Origin of the sequence: Halomonas sp. R57-5, from assembly GCF_900070345.1 — a bacterium.
GTDB classification, from domain to species: Bacteria; Pseudomonadota; Gammaproteobacteria; order Pseudomonadales; family Halomonadaceae; genus Vreelandella; species Vreelandella ventosae_B.
Map to the genome: position 1 here is coordinate 3,808,875 of NZ_LN813019.1, position 25,472 is coordinate 3,834,346.

At 56.0% G+C, this 25,472-nt stretch carries 29 protein-coding genes; 9 read left to right on the forward strand and 20 right to left on the reverse strand.

Annotation, left to right across the window (positions count from 1 at the left end):
• Nucleotides 1-89: 89 nt before the first annotated feature.
• From HALO_RS17470 to HALO_RS17495, 6 genes are all read right to left on the reverse strand, one after another.
• Nucleotides 90-773, reverse strand: a complete 684-nt coding sequence (locus tag HALO_RS17470; protein ID WP_035577380.1) for a DUF899 domain-containing protein — start codon at nucleotides 771-773, stop codon at nucleotides 90-92.
• Between the two features lie 81 nt (nucleotides 774-854).
• A complete protein-coding gene (locus HALO_RS17475; RefSeq protein WP_081899032.1) occupies nucleotides 855-1,670 on the reverse strand; it encodes a glutathione S-transferase family protein in 816 nt (271 codons plus the stop codon).
• Nucleotides 1,657-2,460: an aminoglycoside adenylyltransferase family protein gene (locus tag HALO_RS17480; protein WP_231896739.1), complete on the reverse strand. Its 804-nt coding sequence runs from the start codon at nucleotides 2,458-2,460 to the stop codon at nucleotides 1,657-1,659. Before HALO_RS17480 ends, HALO_RS17475 begins: the two co-directional genes overlap by 14 nt.
• Nucleotides 2,461-2,627: 167 nt before the next feature.
• Entirely contained in the window at nucleotides 2,628-2,924 is a 297-nt protein-coding gene (locus HALO_RS17485) for a VOC family protein (protein WP_231896740.1), read from the reverse strand.
• A gap of 62 nt (nucleotides 2,925-2,986) precedes the next feature.
• Complete coding sequence (locus tag HALO_RS17490) at nucleotides 2,987-3,469, reverse strand: GNAT family N-acetyltransferase (protein ID WP_050713763.1); 483 nt, start codon at nucleotides 3,467-3,469, stop codon at nucleotides 2,987-2,989.
• Nucleotides 3,470-3,581: 112 nt separating this feature from the next.
• Nucleotides 3,582-4,478 (reverse strand): DMT family transporter, encoded by an 897-nt coding sequence (locus HALO_RS17495; RefSeq protein WP_035577374.1) that lies wholly within the window; start codon nucleotides 4,476-4,478, stop codon nucleotides 3,582-3,584.
• Between the two features lie 168 nt (nucleotides 4,479-4,646).
• On the opposite strand from HALO_RS17495, the gene HALO_RS17500 reads away from it, so the two are divergent.
• Nucleotides 4,647-5,528, forward strand: coding sequence for a helix-turn-helix domain-containing protein (locus HALO_RS17500; RefSeq protein WP_035577371.1), 882 nt, complete (start codon nucleotides 4,647-4,649; stop codon nucleotides 5,526-5,528).
• A 99-nt stretch (nucleotides 5,529-5,627) separates the two neighbouring features.
• Here the strand turns inward: HALO_RS17500 and HALO_RS17505 are convergent, their stop codons facing one another.
• Entirely contained in the window at nucleotides 5,628-6,587 is a 960-nt protein-coding gene (locus HALO_RS17505) for a LysR family transcriptional regulator (protein ID WP_440870492.1), read from the reverse strand.
• 118 nt (nucleotides 6,588-6,705) lie between these two features.
• On the opposite strand from HALO_RS17505, the gene HALO_RS17510 reads away from it, so the two are divergent.
• Complete coding sequence (locus tag HALO_RS17510; RefSeq protein ID WP_144810280.1) at nucleotides 6,706-6,942, forward strand: hypothetical protein; 237 nt, start codon at nucleotides 6,706-6,708, stop codon at nucleotides 6,940-6,942.
• 210 nt (nucleotides 6,943-7,152) lie between these two features.
• On the opposite strand, the gene HALO_RS17515 is transcribed toward HALO_RS17510, so the two are convergent.
• Nucleotides 7,153-8,184, reverse strand: a complete 1,032-nt coding sequence (locus tag HALO_RS17515) for an aldo/keto reductase (protein WP_035577367.1) — start codon at nucleotides 8,182-8,184, stop codon at nucleotides 7,153-7,155.
• Entirely contained in the window at nucleotides 8,184-9,404 is a 1,221-nt protein-coding gene (locus HALO_RS17520) for an MFS transporter (protein WP_231896741.1), read from the reverse strand. The genes HALO_RS17515 and HALO_RS17520 overlap by 1 nt, the downstream gene beginning before the upstream one ends.
• A gap of 109 nt (nucleotides 9,405-9,513) precedes the next feature.
• Here HALO_RS17520 and HALO_RS17525 point away from each other — a divergent pair, with 109 nt between their 5' ends.
• Nucleotides 9,514-10,437 carry a LysR family transcriptional regulator gene (locus tag HALO_RS17525; RefSeq protein WP_050713764.1) on the forward strand — a complete coding sequence of 308 codons (924 nt, stop codon included), beginning with the start codon at nucleotides 9,514-9,516 and terminating at the stop codon, nucleotides 10,435-10,437.
• Here the strand turns inward: HALO_RS17525 and HALO_RS23785 are convergent.
• From HALO_RS23785 to HALO_RS17535, 3 genes are all read right to left on the reverse strand, one after another.
• On the reverse strand, nucleotides 10,320-10,571 hold the full coding sequence (locus tag HALO_RS23785; protein WP_369333475.1) for a DUF6559 family protein: 252 nt from the start codon (nucleotides 10,569-10,571) through the stop codon (nucleotides 10,320-10,322). The genes HALO_RS17525 and HALO_RS23785 overlap by 118 nt on opposite strands.
• 273 nt (nucleotides 10,572-10,844) lie before the next feature.
• Nucleotides 10,845-11,357 carry a hypothetical protein gene (locus HALO_RS17530; RefSeq protein WP_152561122.1) on the reverse strand — a complete coding sequence of 171 codons (513 nt, stop codon included), beginning with the start codon at nucleotides 11,355-11,357 and terminating at the stop codon, nucleotides 10,845-10,847.
• Nucleotides 11,358-11,599: 242 nt separating this feature from the next.
• Complete coding sequence (locus tag HALO_RS17535) at nucleotides 11,600-11,938, reverse strand: low molecular weight protein tyrosine phosphatase family protein (protein WP_035583136.1); 339 nt, start codon at nucleotides 11,936-11,938, stop codon at nucleotides 11,600-11,602.
• A 226-nt stretch (nucleotides 11,939-12,164) separates the two neighbouring features.
• Here HALO_RS17535 and HALO_RS17540 point away from each other — a divergent pair, with 226 nt between their 5' ends.
• Nucleotides 12,165-13,883, forward strand: a complete 1,719-nt coding sequence (locus tag HALO_RS17540; protein ID WP_081899031.1) for a DUF4153 domain-containing protein — start codon at nucleotides 12,165-12,167, stop codon at nucleotides 13,881-13,883.
• Here HALO_RS17540 and HALO_RS17545 read toward each other — a convergent pair.
• From HALO_RS17545 to HALO_RS17570, 6 genes are read right to left on the reverse strand one after another with little or no spacing between them, the layout of a single operon-like run.
• The gene (locus HALO_RS17545) at nucleotides 13,880-14,893 is read right to left on the reverse strand and encodes an aromatic ring-hydroxylating oxygenase subunit alpha (RefSeq protein WP_050713765.1); all 1,014 of its coding nucleotides are present in this window, start codon (nucleotides 14,891-14,893) and stop codon (nucleotides 13,880-13,882) included. The two genes, HALO_RS17540 and HALO_RS17545, sit on opposite strands and share 4 nt — an antisense overlap.
• Nucleotides 14,893-16,053 carry an ATP-grasp domain-containing protein gene (locus HALO_RS17550; RefSeq protein ID WP_035577360.1) on the reverse strand — a complete coding sequence of 387 codons (1,161 nt, stop codon included), beginning with the start codon at nucleotides 16,051-16,053 and terminating at the stop codon, nucleotides 14,893-14,895. The genes HALO_RS17545 and HALO_RS17550 overlap by 1 nt, the downstream gene beginning before the upstream one ends.
• The gene (locus HALO_RS17555; RefSeq protein WP_050713766.1) at nucleotides 16,046-17,281 is read right to left on the reverse strand and encodes a hypothetical protein; all 1,236 of its coding nucleotides are present in this window, start codon (nucleotides 17,279-17,281) and stop codon (nucleotides 16,046-16,048) included. Before HALO_RS17555 ends, HALO_RS17550 begins: the two co-directional genes overlap by 8 nt.
• Complete coding sequence (locus tag HALO_RS17560; RefSeq protein ID WP_035577358.1) at nucleotides 17,271-18,119, reverse strand: MBL fold metallo-hydrolase; 849 nt, start codon at nucleotides 18,117-18,119, stop codon at nucleotides 17,271-17,273. The genes HALO_RS17555 and HALO_RS17560 overlap by 11 nt, the downstream gene beginning before the upstream one ends.
• Nucleotides 18,116-19,126, reverse strand: a complete 1,011-nt coding sequence (locus HALO_RS17565) for an NAD-dependent epimerase/dehydratase family protein (protein WP_050713767.1) — start codon at nucleotides 19,124-19,126, stop codon at nucleotides 18,116-18,118. The genes HALO_RS17560 and HALO_RS17565 overlap by 4 nt, the downstream gene beginning before the upstream one ends.
• Complete coding sequence (locus tag HALO_RS17570) at nucleotides 19,123-20,118, reverse strand: 3-oxoacyl-[acyl-carrier-protein] synthase III C-terminal domain-containing protein (protein ID WP_035577354.1); 996 nt, start codon at nucleotides 20,116-20,118, stop codon at nucleotides 19,123-19,125. The genes HALO_RS17565 and HALO_RS17570 overlap by 4 nt, the downstream gene beginning before the upstream one ends.
• A gap of 213 nt (nucleotides 20,119-20,331) precedes the next feature.
• On the opposite strand from HALO_RS17570, the gene HALO_RS17575 reads away from it, so the two are divergent.
• Nucleotides 20,332-21,579 (forward strand): AGE family epimerase/isomerase, encoded by a 1,248-nt coding sequence (locus tag HALO_RS17575; RefSeq protein WP_050713768.1) that lies wholly within the window; start codon nucleotides 20,332-20,334, stop codon nucleotides 21,577-21,579.
• 67 nt (nucleotides 21,580-21,646) lie between these two features.
• Here HALO_RS17575 and HALO_RS23630 read toward each other — a convergent pair whose 3' ends face one another.
• Nucleotides 21,647-21,784, reverse strand: coding sequence for a DUF899 family protein (locus tag HALO_RS23630; protein ID WP_268746293.1), 138 nt, complete (start codon nucleotides 21,782-21,784; stop codon nucleotides 21,647-21,649).
• Between the two features lie 14 nt (nucleotides 21,785-21,798).
• Nucleotides 21,799-22,590, reverse strand: coding sequence for an alpha/beta hydrolase (locus tag HALO_RS17580; RefSeq protein WP_197671949.1), 792 nt, complete (start codon nucleotides 22,588-22,590; stop codon nucleotides 21,799-21,801).
• 135 nt (nucleotides 22,591-22,725) lie between these two features.
• Between HALO_RS17580 and HALO_RS17585 the strand changes: the two genes are divergently transcribed.
• The 4 genes from HALO_RS17585 (at nucleotide 22,726) to HALO_RS17595 (ending at nucleotide 25,370) form a co-directional block, all read left to right on the forward strand.
• Nucleotides 22,726-23,547: an aldo/keto reductase gene (locus tag HALO_RS17585; RefSeq protein WP_035577350.1), complete on the forward strand. Its 822-nt coding sequence runs from the start codon at nucleotides 22,726-22,728 to the stop codon at nucleotides 23,545-23,547.
• A gap of 37 nt (nucleotides 23,548-23,584) precedes the next feature.
• Nucleotides 23,585-23,758 carry a hypothetical protein gene (locus tag HALO_RS23150; protein ID WP_157693183.1) on the forward strand — a complete coding sequence of 58 codons (174 nt, stop codon included), beginning with the start codon at nucleotides 23,585-23,587 and terminating at the stop codon, nucleotides 23,756-23,758.
• A 110-nt stretch (nucleotides 23,759-23,868) separates the two neighbouring features.
• A complete protein-coding gene (locus HALO_RS17590; protein ID WP_231896742.1) occupies nucleotides 23,869-24,702 on the forward strand; it encodes an aldo/keto reductase in 834 nt (277 codons plus the stop codon).
• On the forward strand, nucleotides 24,699-25,370 hold the full coding sequence (locus tag HALO_RS17595; protein ID WP_035577346.1) for a hypothetical protein: 672 nt from the start codon (nucleotides 24,699-24,701) through the stop codon (nucleotides 25,368-25,370). The genes HALO_RS17590 and HALO_RS17595 overlap by 4 nt, the downstream gene beginning before the upstream one ends.
• Nucleotides 25,371-25,472 lie beyond the last annotated feature (102 nt).

A 25,472-nucleotide genomic window follows, 5' to 3' on the forward strand; every position in this document is an offset into this window, starting at 1 on the left:
ACGCGGCAAAGGATTGCCGTGGTTGTAGCCACCTTTAACGAGAATGGCCTGACCAACCGCGCCTGCCCTTTTGGCGAGCGCCAGTATTCTTAAACATCATACTCGTCATGGCGGCGGTTCCATTCATATGGCTTGGTCTGAGGCCAGCCGTCTGGAGAGTCTTCCCACGTTTCCTGGCGACCATAAGGTGTTAAATCCAGGTACGTCCAGAAGCTACCTAAATATTCGACCCCACGCGCCCCGGTAAAATAGGTGCGATATATGTCGTTTCCGTCGCGGAGAAACACACTGGCTCCATGCCTTTCTCCATCCGCTGTCGTCACCCCAAAATCATAGTTAAAGTCACTCTCAAACGACGAGTACCAGGGAATCGTCCAACCCATACGCGTTTTGTACTGGTTGATTTTCTCTAGAGGAGCCCGTGAAACCATTACCAGCGAAGTATCACGAGCATGTAAATGAGCCGGGTGAGTCATGGCATCGGCAACCCACGAGCACCCGTCACACCCCGCTTTCCAATCAGGCGCGTACATAAAATGATAAACAATGAGCTGCCGACGCCCACCGAACAATTCAAGGAAGGATATGGGGCCTTCGTCGCCATGGAATTCGTAGTTTTTTGCTACTTTCACCATGGGTAGCTTTCTACGCTCCGCACTCAAAGCATCGCGTGCTCGGGTCAGCGCTTTCTCTTTTATAAGAAGCTGATCCAGCGCTAATTTCCACTCTTCTGAAGATACGATACTTGGCAGCGGCTGTTTAGTGGTTGCCATTACCTCACTCTCCTATGTGTTTCATGAGCGACTTCGAGTCGCACCAGCACTAACTATCTTCACCAAGACGGTAAGGGCTACTTACACGGCCAAACGGCGATTGTATGCATCAAGGCATTTATGCCACGCAGGCCGATCATGGCAGCGCGTTAAGTAGGCCGTCACATTAGGGAACATATCTAGAAGGTTTGTATGCTGTACCTGACTTAATGCAGCAACCATCAAAATGTCTGGATAGGTGAACTGGTCGCCAAGCAAATAATGCTTGCCGATGAGCACATCATTGATGACCTCAAGATAGTTCTTAGCCATCTCTACGAGCGCTGGACGTCGCAATTTTGCCCACTCTGCATCTGCTTCAAATAAGTCAATCACCGCAATTTGGGTCATGGGTGGTTCAACTGTATCCAGCGCAGCAAATGTCCATTGCAGGGCTTTGATGCGCTCTGGTTCGCTCGTTGGCAGAAGTCTTCCTGATTGCTCCGCCAAGTAGATAACAATGGCGCCTGATTCAAAAATAATCACGCCGTTATGATCGATAGCTGGCACTTTACCAAATGGGTTGATTGCCAAATAATCAGCGCCATGTAGTTCCCCAGCAACGTCATCGAGCCCATGAACCTGATGAGGCAATTCGCACTCTTCCAGCGCCCACAGCACACGTAAATCCCTTGTAATCCCAATTACCTGTGACGTTACTTTTCCAAATCCATACATAGTAATCATCATCAATTCCCTCACGAAAGCTGCTGCCCCAAAACTGGGCTGCACTCGAATGGTCAAACTATTACCTAGTCGTTCGAGAGTGAGCGAAATCGACAAGCTCCGATGTATTTTCTTGTTGGCAATATCTGCCATAACCGGCACGATGAGTGAGCTGTTTTCAGCAATATTCATTCTGATCGTCAGAACCTTCTCGCTGCCAGGTACCAAGACACGCCTCAATAGATTTTCGCAGACAGCAGGTGAGCGCTTTGAACTCCCACTGCTTCTCGTCCCAGCGATCCTCAATATTTCCGAGGTAACCTTGCTTAGCGTAGTCCAATAAAGCTGCGTGTTCCTTTGCTAGTTGGCCTTTTGCCCATTCAGCCGCGACATCTTTTGAAGCAATTTCACCCGTTGCTGCCGTTAGCCACATGCGAGACAAGGTTAAGACCACATTGCGTTCATCACCTGCTGTCTCTGACAGCAACGTAGGCAAGGAATCACGAATCGCTCTTTGGATATCAGCCATTGGCACTGGCTCAAGCACCTCAGCGGCATTGATCCCATATAGCGGCAGGCTATTATCGACCACTTTTTTCAGAACAATCGCTAGGTCAGGATCATAGGCTGGTTTCGGGATGTGCCCTGCCTCGAATTCATCCCGCAACCACTCACCGTATATAAGTTCCGCACGAGGCGGAAACCGCCAGGGCACAACATCAGAGACTGTGATAACCGTCAGCTCTATTGGCCTGGTAGCTTGTGCATTTCCAATCGTCCCAGAGACCTTCATTAGCTGGGCAATGAGGGCTTCCCTCTGCTTATGGGTTGGCGAATCATTAACAACCACCAGAATATCGACATCGCTATTACGCTTTAAGCCACCGGTAACAGCAGAACCAAATAGATAAATACCCACAATCGACTCACCATGCACGTCTTCAACGATGGACTGCGCTTGTCTTGCTTCGTCTGGAACCACGGGATACACCACTTTTGCTGGTATTTAGCTTCCTACAACAATGAAACGCGGCGATGGAAAAAAGCTGACCGGGCAGAGAGTATTTATGTGTTTTTTGGTGGCTCGATATCTTCACCAAAAATGATTTTATACCCCTCGGGAGTTGTGACACCAAACTCACGCATGCCTCACGATTTACCAGCAATTGCCTGAAAAATATCAGCTCCACGGCCCTGATAGTCATTATAAATTTCGTCAATACCTACACAGTTCACATAGGCAAAGTACGAATGTTCTTGCGTTTCACGAGCGGAAATTTCATCAGGGCAGTGGCCTAACATGATATGAAAACTGCCAAGGCTGAAAAACGACCAACCCTCCACGCGAAATTGGACAGAAAAGCCAAGCTTGTCGAGAAAGTAGCTTTCGATACGCTCAATATCCTTGACCGCAAGAACATGCTGGGTTGAGGTGACTGCAAACATTGATGGCTCCTTTCAGCGGTATGAATMCTCACCATACCTGCAGAATTCATGGTTATTTACAGTTATCTACTAGCAAACTCTTCGAGCGCTTTGCCTGCCAATCGGTAGCCAACCCATTCATTTTGCGGCTTTGCGCCTATTGACTCATAGAACTGGATAGCCGGTTCATTCCAATCAAGTACGCTCCACTCAAAACGACCGCACTCTTTCGATACAGCAATACTAGCTAGATGTTTCAGAAGCGCTTTACCAGCACCAACGCCCCTATGTTCAGGAGAAACATACAAATCCTCAAGATATAACCMATGCTTACCAAGCCATGTTGAGAAATTGAAAAAATAAACAGCAAAACCAATAGGTTCGTTATTAAAGGTACAAATAACGGCTTTCGTAGTCGTGTTGGCACCAAACAAAGCGTTTTCTATATCCGCGACTGTCGCTAATACTTCATGCTCTGCTTTCTCATAAATCGCAAGTTCTACGACAAACTTATGGATTAAAGCCGAGTCTTCAATGGTCGCTTGACGGATGTCTACTCCTGACATTTTACACTCCAGTATTCAACAATATATAGCAGTAACTATAAGCCCAGACACGTAAACTTTAACCACCCGTGGCAGTGCCTCTTTAAGTGAATAGCGGCGCCCCCCTTATCAACTAAGCGGGTTGTAGCCACCGCCAGACTAAACCATGGGCATTAAACATCAGCAGGTTGCCACTCACAATCATTGCTAACCCTATAAGTGCATCCGCATGCCACTGGTAACCCTCGAACACCGTTGACAGCGCCAGCGCAACCAAAGGAAACAATACCGTCGCGTAGGCCGCTTTACCGGCACCAATCCGGCCAACCAGCATAAAGTAGGCACCAAAGCCTCCTACCGAGCCTATTACCGCCAAATAAACCAAGGCTCCCAAGTATCTCGGTTCCGCTGGCAGGCTAAAACTGGCCCCCTGCGACCATGCAATCGACCCCATTAGCACTCCCCCATACAGCATGGCAAAGGCGTTGGTAGTGTTGATTTTCAGACCCCGCCGCTGGTGCCTGACCGACACCATGTTACCCAGCGAAAACCCGTAGGTGCCCAGCAACGCCAAGCCAATGGCGCCCAGCAGTTCCCACGTAGCCTCAACGGTGACCAGATCCTGCCAGAAAATCAGCGCCATACCCGGCAGACCAAGGGCCAACGCCAGGTAGAATACCCGCGGAACCGGTGTGCGAAAGAACAGGTAGCCATTGACCGCATTAAACAGTATCGACATCGAAAACAGGATAGCAATCAGGCCGCTGGGTAGATAACCCGCAGCGGTATAGAAGCAGTAGAAATTCAGCCCAAACACACAGCCACCCTGCAACAGGCAAAAAAGATGATCCCTGGCTTGCAGAGCCTGACGCCTGCGAAACAACGCAAGCCCGCCCAGCAACACCAGCGCAGCGATGAGGAAGCGGTAAAACACCGAGACTGGCACCGCCACGTCGCCCACTTGCCAGGCAATAGCCAACCAGGTCGATCCCCAGATCAGAACCGTTGAGATATATAAAAAGCTATTCATGGCTTGCCCTTCCCTGAGTGGTTAGCGTCAGCCATAGTGTCGCTTCCAAGGTACAGACTGGCTTGCCAGCGATTGCCCTTGTTTGTCTATTCTTGCGGTTGAATGATCCGTTGGATTGAGTTTCGAACTGAGCCTGAGTACTGTTAACGAAGTGCCCAGGAGCCGCCAATGTTCACCGATACCTTGAACCACTATCCCAGGATGAGACAGACGCAGGCGCGTCTGGTGAGTAGCACCCAGCTAAAAAACGGCATGGCGCTGGCACGTTGGAGTAACTTAAAAGACCGTATTGAGAACATTCACTCAAACCACCACACTCTGAGCGTTTATCTTAACGGTGCAGAGAACTCCCTGCGCTGGCAGGGTTCACAAACCATTGCCAGCGCGACCAGCAACAGCGTGTGTTTAATGCCCGCCAACCTGGACACCAATTGGGAAGTACGCGGGCCTATCTCACATCTGCATTTCTATTTCAGCGACACTCACCTGAGCCAGTTGATCGAACAGGTATGGGATAAAGATGGCCAACGTGTACAACTGGACGAAATCGACTTTGCCGAGGACGCCCTGCTCACTCAGCTGTTTTGCACTACCCTTGGCCAGAGCAACTGGCAAGACCCTCTAGATCAAATAGCGCTGGATTCCGCCACCCAAACGGCATTGATACATACTCTACGCCACTACAGCCAGCGCCGCCTGCCGACTTTGCGCCCCACTGGTGGCCTGCCTACATGGCAATTAAAACGCGTGGTGGAGTTTATTGAGCATCACCTGAACCAACCGCTTACGCTAACAGACATGGCGGGCGTCACCGGCCTGAGTGACTTTCACTTCGCCCGTATGTTCAAACAAACCACTGGCTACCCACCACATCGCTATGTGCTGAACCGTCGTCTTACCCAGGCGCGCCACTTGCTGGTGGAGTCATTTCTGAATATGACCGAGATTGCATTACAATGCGGTTTTGGCTCTAGCAGTCATTTCAGTAACCGCTTTCGCGCAGAGACAGGCGTCAGTCCTACGGAGTATCGGGCGAAACAACGTAGCTAGAGACTAGCCCGCGTCTTATTCTGCTTTTCATTACTCATAGTTTTCCGCTGCCTACGTACAAATGCACAGGCAGCTTATATATTGCATTAGCGAACCAAGCTAGCCTAATAATGGCCCTGCCAGGCGTTGTTTCTGTGCACGAACAGTTTCTGTTAGAAAATCCATAAACGCATGAATCCTCACTACGCCACGTAGATCCGGGTGCATTAGAAACCACAAGCCGTATTCCAGCTCGGGGATGGGATCAGTGAGCTGGATAATGTCTGGGTCTTCGTCGGCAAGATAGCAGGGCAGAACGGCCAACCCCATACCGGAGCGAACAGCGCTGAGTATATTGACCAGGGTATCCACACGGTAGACACAGGCCGTTTTTAGCGCGTGCTTATCCATCCACTGATCCAATGCTGAATCCTGCAATCGTGATCCGGCACCAATCCAGGGTTGGCTAGCAAGGCTCTTGATGGAAGCCCCTGGTGTCAAATTGAGGCTTCGGTGTCCGTAGACAGCTTGTCCAATAGCGGTCAGCGGTCGCCCAATCAGATTTTCAGGGGGAGCGTTGGATGGACGGATGGCGACGTCAGCTTCTCTGCGTGTCAGGTTGAACAACTGGTTGGATACGGCGACATCCAGCACGATGCCTGGATATGTATGCTGAAACTGTGTGAACAGCGGAGAGAGCAGTCCCATCAACAAAGAGTCCGTTGTGGTAGTCCAAATTTCCCCTTTCGGCTCCAAGTCGCGCCCGGCGACTTTACGTTCGGCGTCCAAAGCTGCTTCATCCATTATTCTGGCGGTGCCGGCAAGCTCTTCTCCAGCAAGCGTTGGCCGGTAGCCAGTTCGGCTTCTTTCAAAAAGAGAAACACCCAGACGCTGTTCGATATCACCCAGCCGTCGGAAAACCGTGGCGTGACTGACGCCCAGAGCGCGTGAAGCACCAGACAAAGAGCCTGCATTCGCTATTGCCAGGACAACCTCAAAGTCATTCCAGGCCAGATGGCTCCTTGTATTCTGTGGAATGGCAGGGGGTTGCCGGAGATTCTTGCCTGTTCGTTTTTGCAAAGTTAATGCTCGCTTTTATGGAATACCTTGCAGTTTAGAACAAGATTAGCATGAACCTGAACCTATGAAACCACGCTTTCATCCCGTCACCTGGGACGACGCAATAGAGGTCAGGAACATGTTGAACTCAAGAAAAGAGCAGAACTTGCAACGCCACGTCTCGTTACCCTGCGGCGATAAAGATGGCATGCCAAAAGGAAGTGCCGACGATTCGCTCAAGGAAAGCATCCCTTCCAGATACTGCGATGGCCGAGGAGGCATTAATCTTGAGCGTGTGCGGCTGGATCAGCACGAGGCTCGGCGACAGGTCATTCAGTCGATGATACGCCATCTCCAACAGGTGTGGTCTCGCTGATGAGACACCGCATGAGCAACGTCTAATGCGGCCAATACGCGTAGCTTCGCTGTGGGTCTGGGCCACAATGGAAAGCCATCACTGTGACTACGCTTACTAGGCTCTTAAAGATCCCCAAACATTATTTTTTGTAATGCCAAAACATTAATGGCACATCAATACTCGGGCGGGGCGCCGGAGCACCCCTTTCTCAGTTTCAGTGAATGTCAGTCATACCAGTGGTGGATTACGCTCAGCGAACTGGCCGTTCCAATAGGGATAATAGGGGTAAGGCGGAGTCACCGCACTCGCCTCATCCAGACGTGCGACCTGGGTTTCATCAAGGCGCCAGCCAACCGCACCGAGATTCTGCCGTAACTGGGTTTCGTCCCGGGCCCCCATCAAAACCGATGACACCGTTGGACGGCGCAGCAACCAGTTAATCGCTACCTGGGGCACGCTCTTGCCGACTTCTTCAGCGATCTCAAATAGCACGTCCAGTACTCGGTACAGTCTTTCATTCGGCACCGGCGGCGCGAATTCTTCGGTCTCGTGAAGACGGCTCCCGGCGGGCAGTGGTTGGCCACGCCGAATCTTACCGGTCAGGCGGCCCCAGCCCAGCGGGCTCCACACCAGAGCACCCAGGCCTTGATCCTGCCCCAACGGCATCAGCTCCCACTCGTAATCCCTGCCCACCAGGGAGTAATACGTCTGGTTCGCTACGAAGCGCGCATAGCCATAACGCTCGGCAACGCTCTGGGACTTCATCAACTGCCAACCAGAGAAGTTGGATGCCCCTAAGTAGCGAACCTTACCAGCCCGCACCAGATCATCCAGTGCGGACATCACCTCCTCCACCGGGGTCATGGCATCGAAGTGATGCAGTTGCAGCACATCGATATAATCGGTTCCCAGCCTTTTTAGTGCGCGCTCGGTGGCGCGGATCAAGTGGTGTCGAGAGCTGCCCACGTCATTGGCGTCCTCCCCGCTGCGTAGTGACAGCTTCGTGGACACGATCACCCGGTCACGACGGCCTTTGATCGCCGCACCAAGGATCGCTTCCGATGCACCATCGGAATAAACATCTGCGGAGTCGAACAGATTGACCCCAGCGTCCAGGCATATATCGATCAGCCGCTTCGCTTGCTCAACATCGGTATTGCCCCAGGCACTGAACAGCGGCCCCTTGCCACCAAAGGTGCCAGCTCCAAACCCCAATGCAGGCACTTTGAAACCAGACCGCCCTAGATAACGATATTCCATCACACTCGCTCCTGTTCGCAGGAAATTGCCGAGGCAGGCCCAATGGACTCGCCATGCTCACGCTTGATTGCCCAGACGGCCACTGCCAGCCCGGTAAGAGCAACCAGTGCGGCGGCGCCAGGCACGGCGGTAAAGCTGCCGCTTCGCTCGATCACCACACCACCCAAGCCCGCACCAATGGCATTGCCCAGATTGAACGCACCGATATTGAAGCTGGACGCCAGGCTGGCCGCGCCTTCCGCCCGGTTAAGTACCCACAGTTGCAAGGGCGCCACCGTCGCGAAACCGGCCATGCCCAGCAGGCCGACGAAGACCACCGTTGTCCACTGATAGCCGAGCGCAAAAGGAAACAGGCCCAGCACCGCCGCCAGCACTGCCAATGTGGTTATCAGGGCCGGTGTCAGCCCACGATCCGCGAGACGTCCGCCGAGCAGGTTACCGATGATCATGCCGACGCCGAATACCAGCAGAATCAGCGACACCACATCCTGGGAGAAACCGGCGATGCCCGTTAGCATCGGCTGGATGTAGGTAAACACGGTGAACACCCCGGCGATGCCAAGCGCTGTCATCAACAGCCCCAATAACACCGTGGGTCGACCGATCGACGCCAGACTCTTTTGCCAACCCAATGTCTCACCGTCACCGCTGTCACGAGGCACCATGAGGGCGATCACCAGGGTCGCCAGTACGCCCACACCGGTAATTGCCCAGAAGGTGGTGCGCCAGCCGTATTCGTGCCCCAGCCAAGCGCCAGCGGGCACGCCCAGCAGCGTCGCCACGGTCAAGCCGGTGAACATCGTGGCGATGGCACTGGCCCGTTTGTCCGGCGCTACCAGGCCAGTGGCGACCACCGAACCGACGCCGAAAAAAGTGCCGTGTGCTAGAGAAGTCGCCACCCGGGCAACCATCAGCATCGAGTAGTTCGGAGCCAGCGCGCAGGCTAGGTTGCCGAGGGTGAAAATAATCATCAACGCCACCAGCACCCTCTTGCGAGGCCAGCGGGCGCTAGCAATGGTGAGCAACGGCGCACCCACGAACACACCCAAGGCATAGCCGGATATCAGCAGGCCCGCTTGGCGGATGCTCACATCCAGGTCAGCGGCCACTTGCTCCAGCACGCCCATGATTACGAACTCGGTGGTGCCGATGCCGAAGGCACCAATGGTCAAAGCGTAGAGCGCCCAGGGAACCGGGCGCGAAGAGATTGAAGTCATCATCGAAACATCCATCAGGGAGTGATGAAACGAATGCTAGACCCGCATCGCCCTCCTTGATACCTTTAGTATCTTCAATGACTTTCAAGATTTAATTGATAATGAGACGGCCATGGATCGCCTGAGCGACATCGCCCTTTTTCTTCGCGTGGTGGATCTGGGCACGATCAGCGCTGCCGCCCGCAGCCTTGACCTGTCAGTGGCCGTGGCCAGCCAGCGGCTACAGCGGTTGGAAAAGGGTCTCAATGTCCGGCTGTTGCMCCGCACAACCCGTCGCCTCCACCCCACCCCAGAGGGGCTCGCGCTGGCGGAACAAGGCCGCGAGTTGGTGGAGGGGCTGGAAGCACTCACCCAGGATCTACGCGGCAGCGCCGACAACGTCACCGGCACCCTGCGCGTCACCCTGCCCCACTCCTTCGGGCGTCAGTACATTTCACCGCTGTTGCCCGAGTTCCTTAACCGTTATCCCCGGCTGGATCTGTGTGTCGGCCTGACTGACCAGGTAGTGGATCTGGTGGGTGAGGGCTACGATCTGGGCATTCGCATCGGCATTCTGGAAGATTCCAGCCTGGTGGCCCGACGCCTGGCCGACGACGAGCGGGTACTGTGCGCCTCTCCCGACTACCTGAAACGCCACGGCMCCCCACAACACCCCGGCGACCTGGCCGATCACCAATGCCTGGTACTTTCCAGCAGTCGGCGTCGGCAGGATATCTGGCACCTCACCGACAACCAGGGGCAAAGCGAGGCGATACAAGTAGGCGGCCGCATACGCAGCAATCAGGGTGAAATGCTCACCGAGGCGGTACTCGGCGGCCAGGGGATCGCGCAGCACTCGGTGTGGCACATCCACGAATACCTGCGCAACGGCCAATTGAGCGTGGTGCTACCGGATTACCGGTTAACGGAAACCGGCATCTACGCGGTGATGCCCCAGCGGCAGCTGGTGCCGCCTCGGGTGCGGGCGTTTGTGGCGTTTCTAGAAGAGCGGCTCGCTGAACACCCTGTCTGGGCGTTGCGGCGGGAAAAACAGTAAGGGTCAATAATCCGCTTTACCTGCAGCTGTGTGTAATATTTCTGGCGGCCATAATCGTTGACCAAAACGTTATGCAATTTCTCTATGTAGCTTTTAATAGCACGCTTCTTCTTAAAGTTATCGAGTAGCCCCACCCTTAACCTCTATTCTTTAATAAATACCAGGAAACCTCTGGTTAACTATTACGCTTGGCCATACTCTATTAAGAATCGGCTCGTGCACGAGTCCAATCAAAGCACTCATTTACAACCCGTAACTTCGCACGCGAATCCGATTCTTTTTAATAGGCTGTGTCCTTACCTGGCCTGCGCACGCCGACTTTTCAGAAAAATCCTAGGCATTAGTCAGACTCTATAGGCAACTGTTTTTAAACTTCCCCTGTGAGCTCGTTAAGACGCTCTGTTTACTCATGGCCCAAACAAACCCTGTGACACCGCAAAGAGTGCGAAGAGAGGAATTGCCACGACCGTTGCGGCCGCATCAAATGTAATGGCAACAGGCGTTGCGATAACACGCCCGGCTGTATCGATGGGGCCCCTGGGCATGCTCATACTGACTTGATACTCCTTTTCGAGCTTTTCAAGCGGCAAACTTCCTTCAATGGTATATCGCTCGCCTCTAATCTCCCGTATCAACTGGAAGCTATCGGTGACGGGGTTTTTCGTAAAGCCCAATGCGGTTAATTGACTGACAAGTTCGGCTGAAGGGTTCTGTTCATGCAGTGTAAGCTTAATGCTGCCGGTCACCACATTGGAGCTAGAGAGCGAGAAGCCGCTAAATTCGGGAAGAAACTCAACTTCTCGGCTAAGCATCAGCGCCTGGCCAAGTTGCTGCTGAGAGGGAAATAAAAAAGCTTCACGCTGCGTGGTGACCACTAAATCGTTCGTTTCTTTATTAACGTAGAAGCCGTTGACGGCCATCACTCTCTCTGGCTTGGGCTCCCACAGTTTTGTGGTGCAGCCCGCTAAAAAAATACATAGAACGATCACTACTCGATACATGCTTCCCTCCTAGTTATGGCTCATGGCAGTCAAAGKAAACTTTACCTGACCAGAGCTTTAAAAAACCAGGTTTTTTATAAGTATAATTTCATATAAACCTGAAATGGGAGGAGAACGACTCTTCATCGCTATGATCAATACTACGGCGCACCAGCTCCTCGCTATGTTTCGACTGCCGACAGCCGCACATACTCAGGAACCCTTTCCTTGAGCAAGGTGATGAGTTCAGGCTGCATTAACTCGTAGTGGTCGGGAATATCCAGGCAGACTAATCTCTTCCCCTTGAGTAACTCCCCGTACGTCTTGGCGACTTCATTCCGATGGCTCTTTTCCATCACTAGGACGATGTCAGCCCACTCAATTAAGCACCAAGAAACCGGCGTTTTAGCACTCGAACTTGTTCCAGCTCCGATTGCTTGAATACCGGGGTAAGCTGAAAAGATACGTTCAGCCGTCGGACTGCGGAGTCTATTTGCGCTGCATATAAACAGAAGATTCAAAGCTCCTCCCTGGCCCGGCTTTACGACGTGCCTAAAGCACAGCATAATTAATTAGCAGTATTTCGTGCCGTCTATCTTTGCACTTTGCAACCTTTGTAACTTTCTCACGTTATTATAGTTGCTTAGAGCTAGTTAATTACTTAGAGCCAGCTAGTTACTTAGGGCTCGTTAGCTGCTTAGAAGAATTACGGCCCCCACGCCGCCACTCAACCGTAGAAGAGCTGTCATGGACGATAATCGCCTAAATACCCTGGACCGGGCCACCAGTCTGGGCTTGATTTTTCTCGCCTTTGTACAGGGTTGTGCGCTCTATGCGCTACATTTGGCTATCGACCATGAGTACTGGCTGGTCGCCGACCAGCGCTGGCTTAAGGCGCTCTACACCGTCGCAGTCGCCTTGCCAGCGTTTTATCTGATCAGCATCGTGCGACTGCGTGATCGCATCAACTTCCTACCGCTGCTGCTGGCTCCCCTACTGTTTTGGCTGGGCTGGCACCTTGGCTGGGTTGAGCAGGTGCCCGAGCCGCAGCAGTGGGGAGGCCACCCGTTTACCTTTGCCTTTTGCATGGCCGTAGGAGTTGCCTTGTTTATTCTTGCGCTGCTCTTTCGTAGCAGCGCCGCCAGTGGCACTTGGCCAAAAACCTATCAGCCCATGCTGGATTACTCATGGGAGCACGCCCTGACAATCGCCCAACTAGGCCTATTCATTGGCGTTTTTTGGAGCTTGCTATCTTTGTGGGCAGCGCTCTTTTCAGCCATTGGCTTAGACTTTTTCAAAACATTGTTCCAAACACCCGCTTTTTTCTATCCAGTCACCTGGCTGGTGATTGGCATGGGGCTGGTGATGATCCGCAATCGCTTTCGTTTTATCGCGAGCGTAAGACTGATGTGCGAAGCGCTTATCAAGGCGCTACTGCCGCTGGTCGCCCTAATCATATTGATGTTCTTTGCCGTGCTGCCCTGGACCGGGCTACAGCCGATATGGGATACCGGCAGAGCTGCGCAAATACTTATGGCGCTGATGCTGACCCTGCTGCTGTTCTTCAACGCCGTTTTCTATCAAACCGATAACAAGCTGCCCTATCCTATATGGTTACGCAGCGCCGTTATGCTCGCCGTCGTATTGCTGCCGATAGGTAGCCTGCTGGCCGCCTGGGCGCTCTGGCTACGAATCGACCAATATGGACTCAGCTTGGATAGGCTCTGGGCGGCACTGCTGCAAGTGCTAACCGCGGCCTTTACCTTCAGCTATAGTTTGATTCTGCTTTGGCAACGGCAAGCAGCAGTACCCAATCTACAGCGCGCCAATGTTGGCTTGGCCCTGCTGGTGGCCGGGGCGCTGATCGTGGTTAATACGCCGCTGGCGGATATGCGCCACTGGGTGGCCCAGCATCAGGTCAAGCGGTTGATAGACGGACGCACCACTGTGGATGCTTTCGACTACCGCTATCTACGCTTTCACCTCGGCCAGCCGGGCAGTTTGGCATTACAAGCACTCGCTGACAGCGAGTTTGCCCAATCGCGACCTGAGCTGATACGGCGTATTGATCTCTCGCTAAAGCAAACCAATCGCTGGAACCAGGATCCACTCGTGGATACCCACAACCTGGATGATGTCGCCCAGCAGTTTAGCGTGAACCCTGAAGACGCCACGCTACCCGAGCCACTGCTCGCCTTGTTAATTGAGCAGGGCTCAGCCTGCCTAAGCCAAGTTGAACCCTGCCAAGCGTTTCAGGTAAGCAATGAGCATGAATTACAATGGCTTATCTACGCGTCCTACAGCTCGCATGGACAGGTCTATACCGAGCACAATGCAGGCTGGCAGCATTGCGGCCCACCCTCGAAAGCGTCAGGCAACAAATACAAGCCCGCGCAGAGTCAAACGATGCTCGGATTAATTAAGGTGCCGGCTCCCCGCCTTGTCGAGGGTTTACGCGGGGGCTAAAGCCTTACCTCCACGGCTGGATCAGTGCCGGGCTCTAACTGCTCACCGACCCAGAGTCGATGCAACCTGGTTTTGAGAATATCGCCAGGCCCAGAGATGAATTTAGGTTGTCCGAAGTGAGTCATCACTTCGTGCTGGCGCTCTAGTGCACGACGATCCTGCGAGACCACTGGGGCCAGGAACAATCGTATGGCTGCTTGTTTGAGCCAGCTTGGCGCCAACCCCTTGGGTGTCGAAAAGCGCGCGAAAGGAGTGAAACTACTTCCTGTCGCTGGTGTGAAAATGGCGGTGACACACAGGGTTAGCTTGGTCTCACCTTCCCAGCGCGCTTGAACCGTAGTGGGCGGATAATAGCGCGATACACTGCGCGAGCGGTCGCGCTCCAAAAAGCGCGACATCAGACCATAGTCAGGCTGGGTTTGCTCGATGGCCATATCGATCCCGTCGCCGTGGCTGGTAACAATCAGCTCCACTGGCAAGCGTCGATCCCGGCGACGAATAAAACCATGATGCAGATGATTGGTGTGGAACGGATCCATCACATTTTCAACCGCATCGTAGGCGCGACCCACCCAGGTGCCTTGTTGCCACCAGAAATGATCAAGTTCAGGGTTGCCAAAATCAGGCGGTAACACGGGCTCGGGCGGTGCCGCGTCAGAAAGCGCCACAAAGATCCCGCCGTGCCGTTCGACTACGCGCAGTGCGTCGGCCTTCAGCTTTTGATCATGGGCCGTATCGACCAAACAACCGGGCACTTCGATACAGGTTCCATCGCTTGCGAAGCGCCAGCCGTGGTAAGGGCACTCGAGYGCCCCCTTGTGCACACGCCCTTCAGAAAGTGGGTAATTGCGGTGCGGGCAGCGATCAACCAAGGCGCCAATCCCCTCTTCGCTGCGAAAGAGTGCAATCGGTGTATCGCAACACATGACCTTTTGCGCTTTGCCGCGTTTCAGGTCTTTCGATAAGGCAACCATGTGCCAGGCATCACGGACTGACTGGGGGAATGTCATTAAGGCAGCTCCTCACCATTCCACTCGAGATCGTAAGTGGCGGCGGCATTCGTCGAGATATTGTGTTTGAAACCCGTCAGGGAGAAGGAGGCGGCGTCGCAAAGCGCACCAAGCAAAGGCCAGCGATCGCCAGGCCGAGACACCACGTCGCGCCCGGTAGCAACGCAGCGCCACCAATCGCGCATACGCGCACCACGCACCGCCTGCGACAGGCCAAATACGACCATCGCCGGGCCAAGATAAAGAGTGCGTGGCGCGGCTTCAGGTGCGGCGATCCCGTCACCGATTGCATGGGCAAGATGACCGGCACCAGTGAGCAGATGCACACCGCTGGTCGCGCGCGGATTGCACTCAAGCAAGTAAGCAACGCCAGCTTCATCGAACATTGCATCGCAGGCGAACTGCCCATGAATGGCGGCACACTGCGCCAGGCGAACAGCTATTTTTCGTAGCGCTTCGCGATGCTGATCAGCGACAGGTTCGAAAGCATAGCCAGCCCCTCCGCCCAGGCGCCAGCTGGAACGGTAGGCAGCAAAGGCAACCAACTCTCCCCGATGCGCCACGCCGTGAAAGCAGACTTCTTCGCCGTAAATACGCGTTTGTGCCATCCAGGGGTTGTCGTGGCTGGGTGTAATAGCGGACAACGCACGCCGGCCTGGGGCGACCAGTGCGCTATCACCGAATCGGCTAAAACGCGGTTTGAACACCCACTCGCGACTTCTGCTAGCGAAGCGAGTCAAGTCTTCTACGGAGTCTATCGGATGGCTGTCCGGCACGGGCAGGCCCCATTCGCCACAGTGGCGCGCAAAGGCGAGCTTGTCGTGTAGTTGGCGCAACGTGGCAAGGTTAGGCACAAACAGGCGCTCACCCAATCGGCACTGAAGGGCGGGCGCCGCAAGATGGAAAACCTCCTCGCAGGTCGGCACCACCCGCTCGAAACCGAAGGTATCGACTAGCTCGACAATACGCGCGCGAAAGGCTTCGCCCTGCTGCCGTGGCGCGGGATAGCGGTGAACCCGCGCAGGTGCTTGCGACCAGCGCGCCATGCGCACCGGTACGCTGTCAGCCAGATGCGGCTCCCATCCGGCGGCGGCGAAATCCCGGGCAATATCCAGCGCGGCAACCGCCCGGGCGCCGGTAATAAGCACGCGTCTAGCCATCACGCCACACCACTTTACGGCGCTTGGGGCCGCTCCACGCGCTTAGATCATGAAAGACCTCAACCGGCACCGGCAAATCCCATGCCTGGCTCAGCGCCTGTGCAGCCGTGGTTGAAATCGTGGCTGGGCAAGGCGGCGACAAATGCAGCACGACGCGCTCAGGCCCCGCTTCAGCCTGCCAGATCTTGTCGCCCCCCAGCACCGTCTCAAGCGCGGCTACCACTTGGGGTGGCGTAACGCTCTGATCTGCAAAGCGCCAGATATCGTTCACCCGGCCTTGAGGCGCATGGATGACGCGACCCGCAAAACCGCACGGGCAGGAACAAGCGTCGAGCTCAAGATAATCGTCGCCGCGAACACGGACAATCGGTTGGCTGGTGCGGCGAAGGTCGGTAATGATCGGTCGATAGCCGGGCGTGCCGGGAACCGGCTCAAGCTCGATAGCCATCGCATGATCGTTGAGATGCAGCCGGCCGTTGGCACACTCAGCGGCCAGAAACCCTTCGGTCGCTTGGTATATTTGGCGTGGCCTTACCCCTAACCGCTCAGTAAAGAAGTGGCGCTCAGCTTCACCGGCGGGTTCGCTGCCGCAAAACAGATGCTGCAGCGAGGGGAAATGCGCCCCTGCTTCAGCGAAAGCGGCCAGCCGATGGGGCGGTGCGATCAGGATCGTCGGCTCGAATTGCGCCAATTCCGCAACGCTCTGTTCAATCGACGCTTCGAGGGGGAAATGGGCAAACGTAAACCGCCCTCGCCCCACATCGCTGTAGAGCGCATTACTGGCGCGCAAATGCAGGGCGAGCCGCTGGCGCTTGAGCAAGGCACGCGCCGGTAGCAGTCGGGCCAGGCTCTGGCCGATGTAGTCGGCACGTTCTGCGGGGCTGGAGAGAAATAGCCCTCGCGCACCGCCTCCCGTTCCGGTCGACCAGCCTGCCGACAATTCGCCAACGGCTGTGCCTTGCTCTGAGGCGGCGGCCAACCCGCGCAGTTCCTCATCGCTCATGCCTAGGCTATTCCAAGCGCCGTAATCAGCACGAAGATCCGCGATGTCAGTGACCGGAAACTCCGCCAGATCACGACCGGCATATCTTGCCAGTGCGGGCGTAAGGGCGATGACAGGCTGCAGCTTGCGCCACATGCTGGCTCGCCGCGCAGCCAGTTGCCCCGGCGACAGGCTCAGCGCACGCCGCGTTCGTATCCATGCGGCTAAGACCCGGTCAGTTCGCATAATGGTCACCAAAACGCTTGGCACTGGCAGCGCAATGCGAAGGTAGGATGACCAAGTCGCCATTGCAGCACGACCCCTCGCTCAACAGGTTTAGCGTTGCTCGATAACGACGGGTATCACCGAGAAGCGTGGTGGTAAGCCACGGCGGCGGCCGGCGCTGCGTGATTGATTTGCCAAGCCACACCGCATCAGCAGCCAGCAAGACCTGGCGATCGTCGGTGGTGCGCAGTGCCAGCCCCCAGTGGCCGACGCAATGACCGGGCAGTTCGACGGCGATCAGACTACCGTCACCCAGGATGTCACGACCTTCGCTGAAGGGCGCGAACCCACTGGGTAACGCCACTGCTGGCGCATCTTCGAAAAAGCGAGCATTTGCATCGGCTGCCTGGGGAACCAGCGCAGGCAGCAGGCCCTGGCGCACGCGGCCAAAGCGACCCGGTCGGCGCAATTCGGAAAGGCCCGCACGGGCGCAATAGACCGGCCGCTGGGCAAGGTGGGTCATTCCCGCGACGTGGTCGCCATGAAAATGCGAGATGATGGTGCCAGCAATCGCGCTGTCTTCAATCCCATGGGTCGCGAGCCAGGCGCTCCACGCCTGCTGTGCATCAATTTTGACCGGCGTTGTCCAGCGATAGAACCGCTCGGGAAACGTCTCGGTTGCATCGATAAAAGCAGGATCATAGCCGGTATCAAACAACAAAATATCCCGCGTCGGGTGCTCAATCACCCCCACCATGGCGGGAAAATCAACCGCACATAGGCTCCCACCTGAGAGAGTGGCGATCTCTGGATGGCGGCATAAACCGCGTTCAAGCCAACGGAATCCGACGCGGATCATGGCTGCTTTTCCTGCGTGGCAAGCTGCCGCGCTTCGGCCAGCAGAGTCGCCAGTGCATCATGCTGGGGTCGGTAGCCGAGTAATCGCTGAGCAGGCTCGAGATCAAAGGTCTGAGAGTAGGCCAGCGTCGCCAGCTTGTAACGGGTCAGCATCGGCTCGCGAGCAGAGCGCATCAGCAGCGCAGCGTTTTCACTGAGCACAGCAATAGCACGCGCCAAGCCAACCGGCAGCGAGACAAGCTGCGGTGTTTTTCCCAACGCATCGGCGAGCTTACCAGCCACCTCTCGTACCGCAATGGGGCTACCTCCCGATATGTTGATTGCCTTTCCGGCAAGCCCGACTGCCTGCTCCTCAGCGGCGCAGATAGCCCATGCGGCGTCGCGCAGATCGGTCAACTCAATCAGCGCCCTGCCGCCACGCGGAAGCGGCATCCGCTCGCGCCCCGCAAGCTCGGCCAGCTTGGGCAGGATCACCTGATCGCCCGGCCCCMCTAGCGCCCGCGGGCGAATGGCGCAGCAGGCCATGGCGTCTTCCCGCGGCGCAAGCACGCTGCGTTCCGCCGCGTGCTTGGTACGTGCGTAATGATTAAGTGGCTGAAGCGCGGGGCCGTCATATTCGCCGATGGCTATCCGGTCACGATACGCAGCAAAAACTGACGGCGAAGAAACAAACACGAAACGCTCAACGCCCGAGCGGCTGGCCGCTTCAAGCAGGCGTTCGGTCAGTTGAATGTTGTGAATCTCAAATGCTCGCCGGGGGCCCCAGCTGGCCGATAAGGCGGCGGCATGAATCACGCTATCGACATCCTTTAAGAGCCCGCGAAAATCAATTTCTGGCTGGGTAAGATCCGCCCTAACAAACTGCGCGCCGAGTGACGTAAGCGCCTCGCCCGCCGCCTGCGAACGCCCTGTGGCTCGCACAGCATGCCCGCGTTTTAGCGCCTCGCGCACCAGCGCCATGCCCAGCCCGCCGGTCGCCCCGGTGATAAGGATACGCCGTTGACTCATAGATTGAGCACCATTGCACTGGCACTGATCCCCGCGGCAGTGCCCAACAGCAGGATATAGTCACCCGGCTTGGCGACCCCCGTCGTGAGTGCGTGGGCGAGCACGCTCGGGATTGAGGCGGCGATCTGGTTACCGGTCGTTGGGAAGATATTGACCACGCGGTCACTGTTGGGCGCGAAAAGCCGCTTGATATGCTCGACCCCTGGCGCACTCGCCTGGTGGCAAATCACGCAGGCGAGATCATCCTTGCTTATTTCCGCCTGCTCGAGCGCACGCTCGATGACGCCAGGCAACGCTTTGGCAGCGGCCTTGAAGATGCCAAAGGCGTCCATCTCGAAATAGGAACCGGCGACCAGCGCCTGGTAACCTTCAGCGATGCGCAACTTTGTGCCGCCCGCGCGAAGCTGCGCTAGCGCATGGTGAGCACCATGGGTAACCGAAACGCTTGAACGCATTCCACAGATTGGGTCTGACGTCGCCTCAATCGCCAGTGCCGCTGCGCCATCGCCAAAGATGGAGCGCGTTTTCGGTTCCTCAGGATTAAGCCCTGCCGACGCAATATCGCTCGCAAATACAAGCGCTCGCCGCCAGCGCCCGCAGGCAATTCCCATAGCGGCGATATCCAGTGCCACCATAAAGGATAAACAGGTCTGGTTAACGTCGAAGCTAGGCACGCCGGACTGGCCAAAGCCGAGACGGTTCTGGACTAAAGCGGCTGTAGACGGAATCGGTTGCTCCATAACGCCACAACCGCCAATGATGACGTCGGGCGGTGTATTGCCCCAGCCAGCGCGGTTCAACGCCTCGCGGGCGGCCTCGGTCGCCATCATCGAGGTAGTCTCCTCCTCGCTCGCGACATGGCGCGCGGCAATGCCAAACTGACGTTCAGTCCAGCCGGGCGATTGACCTTGACGCTCGTCCAGGGCGCGCGAAGTTAACAGGGTGCGAGGGCGATAGCTGCCCCACCCGGCAATCGTAAAGTTGCTAATCATATGTCCAATTCTAATCGATTCGCTCTCATACTCTAATAAAGCTTAATATCAATCAATTAGAAATTAGACGATGTTCATTTTATGGTTAACTTGGCGGATTGCGTAAAGGAGAGCCAATCACACGCTAAATATAGTCTTCCAGCTGTCAGACCGGCGGCACCMTCGTCAATGGCTGAGGCGAGATCCCACTCGATCACATAAGGCATGGCTGCGATGAACCACGACACCGATCAAAAACCCCAGCGCTGGCTTAATAGTGCCACCCATCACCACTGGCTGACCCGCGAAGGGCTCGCATTGTTCGAATTTCATCGCCAGGCGCGTCTGGCCTCTGGCGGTTTCGCAGTACTCAATGGTGACGGGCGCATTCCCGACGGCGCCAGCGCCGACACCATGCTCACCGCACGCATGGCGCACAGCTGTGCCCTGGCGGCGCTACAAGGCTTACCAGGCGCTGCAGCACTGGCCGAGCATGCCATTCGCGCGTTGTCTGGCAAGCTGCGCGACGAGCATCACGGAGGCTGGTTCGGGGCCGACCCCGCCACCAGCGAAGACCTCACTAAGCAGTGCTATACCCATCACTTCGTCGCCCTCGGTGCCGCCACTGCAACCCACGCCGACATTCCCGGCGCGGCGGCTCTGCTCGAAGAGGCCATTGGAGTGATCGACACCCGCTTCTGGTCGATGGATGAGCAAGCTTTTGTCGAGAGTTTTAGCCAGGACTGGAGCGAACTGAGCGACTACCGCGGCGGTAACAGCAACATGCACGGCGTAGAGCTGTGCTTAGCACTAGCCGATGTGCGCGACGAACCGCTATGGCTTKACCGGGCGCTAGCCATCGTTGAACGGCTGATTCACCACCACGCGGCTCCCCGGGATTACCGCATCCTCGAGCATTTTCATGGCGACTGGTCAGAATGGCCGGAGCACAACGCCGACCGCCCCGACGACGGGTTCTATCCCTATGGCGCCACGCCGGGACACGGTTTCGGGTGGTCGCGACTGATGCTACACCTGGAGGCAGCGCTTGAATCTCGCGGCCGCGCAGCTCCTTCTTGGTTATTCGCTGACGCCGCGGCGCTATTTGACGCCAGCCTGCGTGACGGCTGGGCCACCGACGGCGCCCCGGGGCTAGTGTATACCGTGGATTGGGAGGGTCGCCCAAACTCCCTGCGGCGTCGCCACTGGACTCACGCCGAAGCACTGGCCGCCTCTGCCGCGTTTCTACGGCGCACAGATCAGCCCCACTACGAGCGCTGGTATCGGCGGCTTTGGGATTTCATCGATACCACTTTTATAGATCGCGCGCGGGGCGGCTGGTATCAGGAACTCGACGGTAAGCTACAGATCGACACTACCGAAGGCGACATCAAGCCCGATCTCTACCACGCTTACCAGGCAACGCTGCTACCGCGGCTCCCCTTGGCACTCAATTTAGCGTTGACTGTCGAGCGGCTGTAGTAGTTCAATCTTATTAACTTATAGAGAAGTCTAGTCCCGCTGAAACGTCGGCAGGTTATCTGTCACCTCATCGACAACCAGGGCAAATAACGATGGCAATGTCTTCGCCCACCAATGTCGTTGCGCCAACGTCCTCGTTGAAAGCGCTTCCGAAAGACGAGTACCAGAGAATCATCCAGCCCATACGTGCTTTGTAGTGCGGCAGTTTAAGACACTACGTTATGATTTGTTGTACGCGACACACGTTTGAACAGCACTCGAAAATCGAGCCGGACTCTCCGCCATCATTAGATGCCCTGTGTCCGCAATGTTAATTCGCATCGTGCATGTCCGAGTTAACCAATCGGGTACGTCCCAACCATCAGGCGATCGAGAGCCAGCAATTAAACTGACGGCAAGGCCAGAATCGATAAGGCGAGAGAGGGTTTGGAGATACGTACTCGGCTTCGTCGCTTCGACTACCGCTTTGGCTTGCGCTTTTATGGTCGTCGCTGGCTGATTGGAAAGCCAGGAGGTAGCTAAACGCGACGTCCATTCCGTAATAGGCACGCCGGCGCTCGCGAACCAATCAGATGGCGCGTGCCTATAACCGGCCACTATTTCTTCAACTTTCTCTATCGGCATAGAGGCCAATTCGGCAGACCAGAAAGCGTCTTTAATAGTGAGGTTTCCTTCCACGCTGATTAAAGACGCCACTAGCTCTGGAAAACGATCGGCCAGCAAAACTGCAATTGCGCCTCCTACCGAGTGTCCTACGATGTGAGCCTGTTCAATTCCGGCGTCTAAAATGTACTTAGCAACGTGTTCCGCTTGAGCGAGTAAATCGATGCCTGCTGTTTCTTGCTGGGAAAGCGCGCCGTAGCCAATCAAGTCAGGCGCATGCACCTCTACTTGATCGAACTCTGCCAATATTTTCGGATCGTTCAAAGAGCCAAACAAACCGTGAATAAGAACGACCGCTTGCTTTCTATGCGTCATTTCAATTTCCTCGCTCAATAAGATTCTCAACATTATGTCGCTCGTTGAGCATACTCAAGGAGCGTCCGATGGATTGCCGTGTTGGTTGATTGGTAGCTTATACTCCTTCGGGTGGTTACTGCATTTAATGAACATGAGTCGGAACAGCATCACAACCGGGAAGAGACTATGCAGACGATCGAACTAGGCGGAGAAAGTGTACCCCGCATAGGCCAGGGAACCTGGCATATGGGCGAGAATGCCGGGCAGCGGCAGGCTGAGGTCAGGGCGCTGCGCGAAGGGCTGGATCTGGGCATGACGCTGATCGATACCGCCGAGATGTATGCCGAGGGTGGCGCTGAGGAGATCGTTGGCCAAGCTATCCACGGTCGGCGCGATGAGGTGTACCTGGTCAGCAAGGTCTACCCCCACAACGCCAGCACTAAGGGTGTACAAGCCGCCTGCGAGCGCAGCCTGCGCCGATTGGGCACTGACACTATCGATCTGTACCTGCTGCACTGGCGCGGCCAGTATCCATTGAGCGAAACAGTGGAAGCGTTTGAGCGGCTGCGCGAGCAGGGAAAGATACTGCGCTGGGGCGTGTCGAACTTTGATATTGACGACTTAGTAGAGCTCGACGCGCCAGCTTGCGCCACCAATCAGGTGCTCTATAACCCTGAAGCACGGGGCATTGAATACGACCTGCTGCCCTGGCAAGCGCAACACAACATGCCGCTCATGGCCTATTGCCCCATTGGGCAAGGCGGCGCGCTATTGCATAACGCCGCCCTGCAACGCATAGCCGACAAACACAGCGCCACCACCGCGCAAGTCGCCCTCGCCTGGGCACTGCGCCACTCTGGCGTGATTGCTATTCCTAAAGCCGTAAATCTGGAGCACCTCAAACAGAACTTTGATGCAGATAACGTCAGACTCGATGAAGATGATCTGGCCCAGATCGACGCCGCCTATCCTCCGCCAACGCGCAAGCAGCCTTTTCAGATGGTGTGAGCCCGAGCAATTAACGGCACAGCACTGGAGCGATGTCATGTCACTGCCCGCCCCAAAACCAACCCCCTGGATCAGTTTTCTCGCCGACCCTGAGTGGTCGATCTGGCGCACCAACTGGTTTGTGAATAAGGTATTTGTGCTGACATGCTTTGTGCTGGTGTTGGCTGCCACGGTGCCGATTCAAAAAAACCTGAAGGAGCGACCGCTATGAAGCCTCACATCAAGCATCGCATCACGCGCAGACAAAGCCTTACGCTCATCGGCGCCACGCTCGCCGCCATGACGCTCCCAACGGCATCACTTCTTGCCAACGCGGTCGGGATGCAACAGAAGGCTTTTGCGGGCACTGACAAAAAGCTGCCCGTTATCGGCATGGGCACCTGGCGCACCTTCAACGTTGGCAGCGACCCTGAGCTGCTCGATGCGCGTACCGAGGTGGTTAAGGCATTTTTCGAGCATGGCGGTGGCCTGATCGACTCTTCGCCCATGTATGGCTCGGCGCCGGATGTGATGGGCTATGCCTTGCAACAGCTCGGCACGCCCGAGAGTCTGTTTGCTGCAGAGAAGGTCTGGAGCCCCGCCGGTGGCTCCGCCCGCGAGCAGGTGGCGGAGCTTAAAGAGCGCTGGAAGGTGGAGCAGTTCGATTTGGTGCAGGTACACAACCTAACCGACTGGCGTGAGCACTTGGCAGCACTACAGGAGATGAAAGCCGAAGGCACCATCCGCCATGTCGGCATCACCACCTCCCACGGATGCCGCCACAGCGAGATCGAGCAGATCATGACGTCAGAGGATATCGACTTCGTTCAGCTCACCTACAACATCACCCACCGCGAGGCCGAAAACCGGCTACTCCCCCTGGCAGAAGAACGGGGCATCGGCATAATCGCTAATCGGCCATACGATGGCGGCAGCCTGATCAAGAACCTCAAGCGACGTAACGCGCCGTTGCCCGAGTGGGCCAATGAGGAATGCGGCTGCACAACCTGGGCGGACTTTCTGCTGAAGTTTATCGTCAGCCACCCGGCTTTAACCTGCGCGATACCCGCCACCACCCAGGTCGAGCACATGCGCGAGAACATGCGCGCCGGCCACTCCCCCATGCCTTTGGCCAATGCCCGGCAACGGATGATCGCCTATATCGAGTCGCTATGAACGAGTGGACAAGCTACCAGCTGCAGGACTTTATTCCCTTCACGGCGGAGGTTTACTTTCGCTTACTGGAGCGCATGGGCGAAACCTTCTGGCCGCTGCATCTACTGACACTCGGGCTCGGCGCCGCAACCCTTGCGCTGGCGCTGAAAAACCGCCCGCGAACAGCCTGCCTGCTACCCGCCCCGCTCTGGGCCTTCGTCGCCGTCGCTTTTTTCCTTCAGCGCTATGCAGAACTTAACTGGGCCGGAGGCTATGTTGGCTACGCCTTCATCGCCCAGGCCGTGCTGCTGGTAGTGATGGCGTTAACGGGGTGGGGAATGGATAACGCGCCACGCGCAACAAACCCACCGGTTGCGACAGGCATCACCATCACCCTCTTCGGCCTGATCATCATGCCGCTGATGGCGCCCCTAAGTGGCGGTTCCTGGCATCAGGCGGAAGTGTTCGGCATACATGCCGATCCCACGGCGGTGACCACACTGGGCCTGGTGCTTATCATACTCCGGGGTTTCGCCCTCTGGATCGCCGCCATCATTCCCGCGCTCTGGCTGGTCGTTTCAGGCCTGACTCTGCAGGCACTGGATTCAACAGGTTCCGTCGTGCTGTTCGCCGTGTTGGCGATCACTCTGGTTGGGCTGGTCTGGAAAAGCATCAAACCCAAGCGATAATGTCGTAGCATCGATTTCGTTGACGCGTAGGAAAAGGGGCTACGTGCCACGCTTGGTTAACGGTTTTGTTCGATATTTAAGCGGCGCTTGGTGTTATACCCA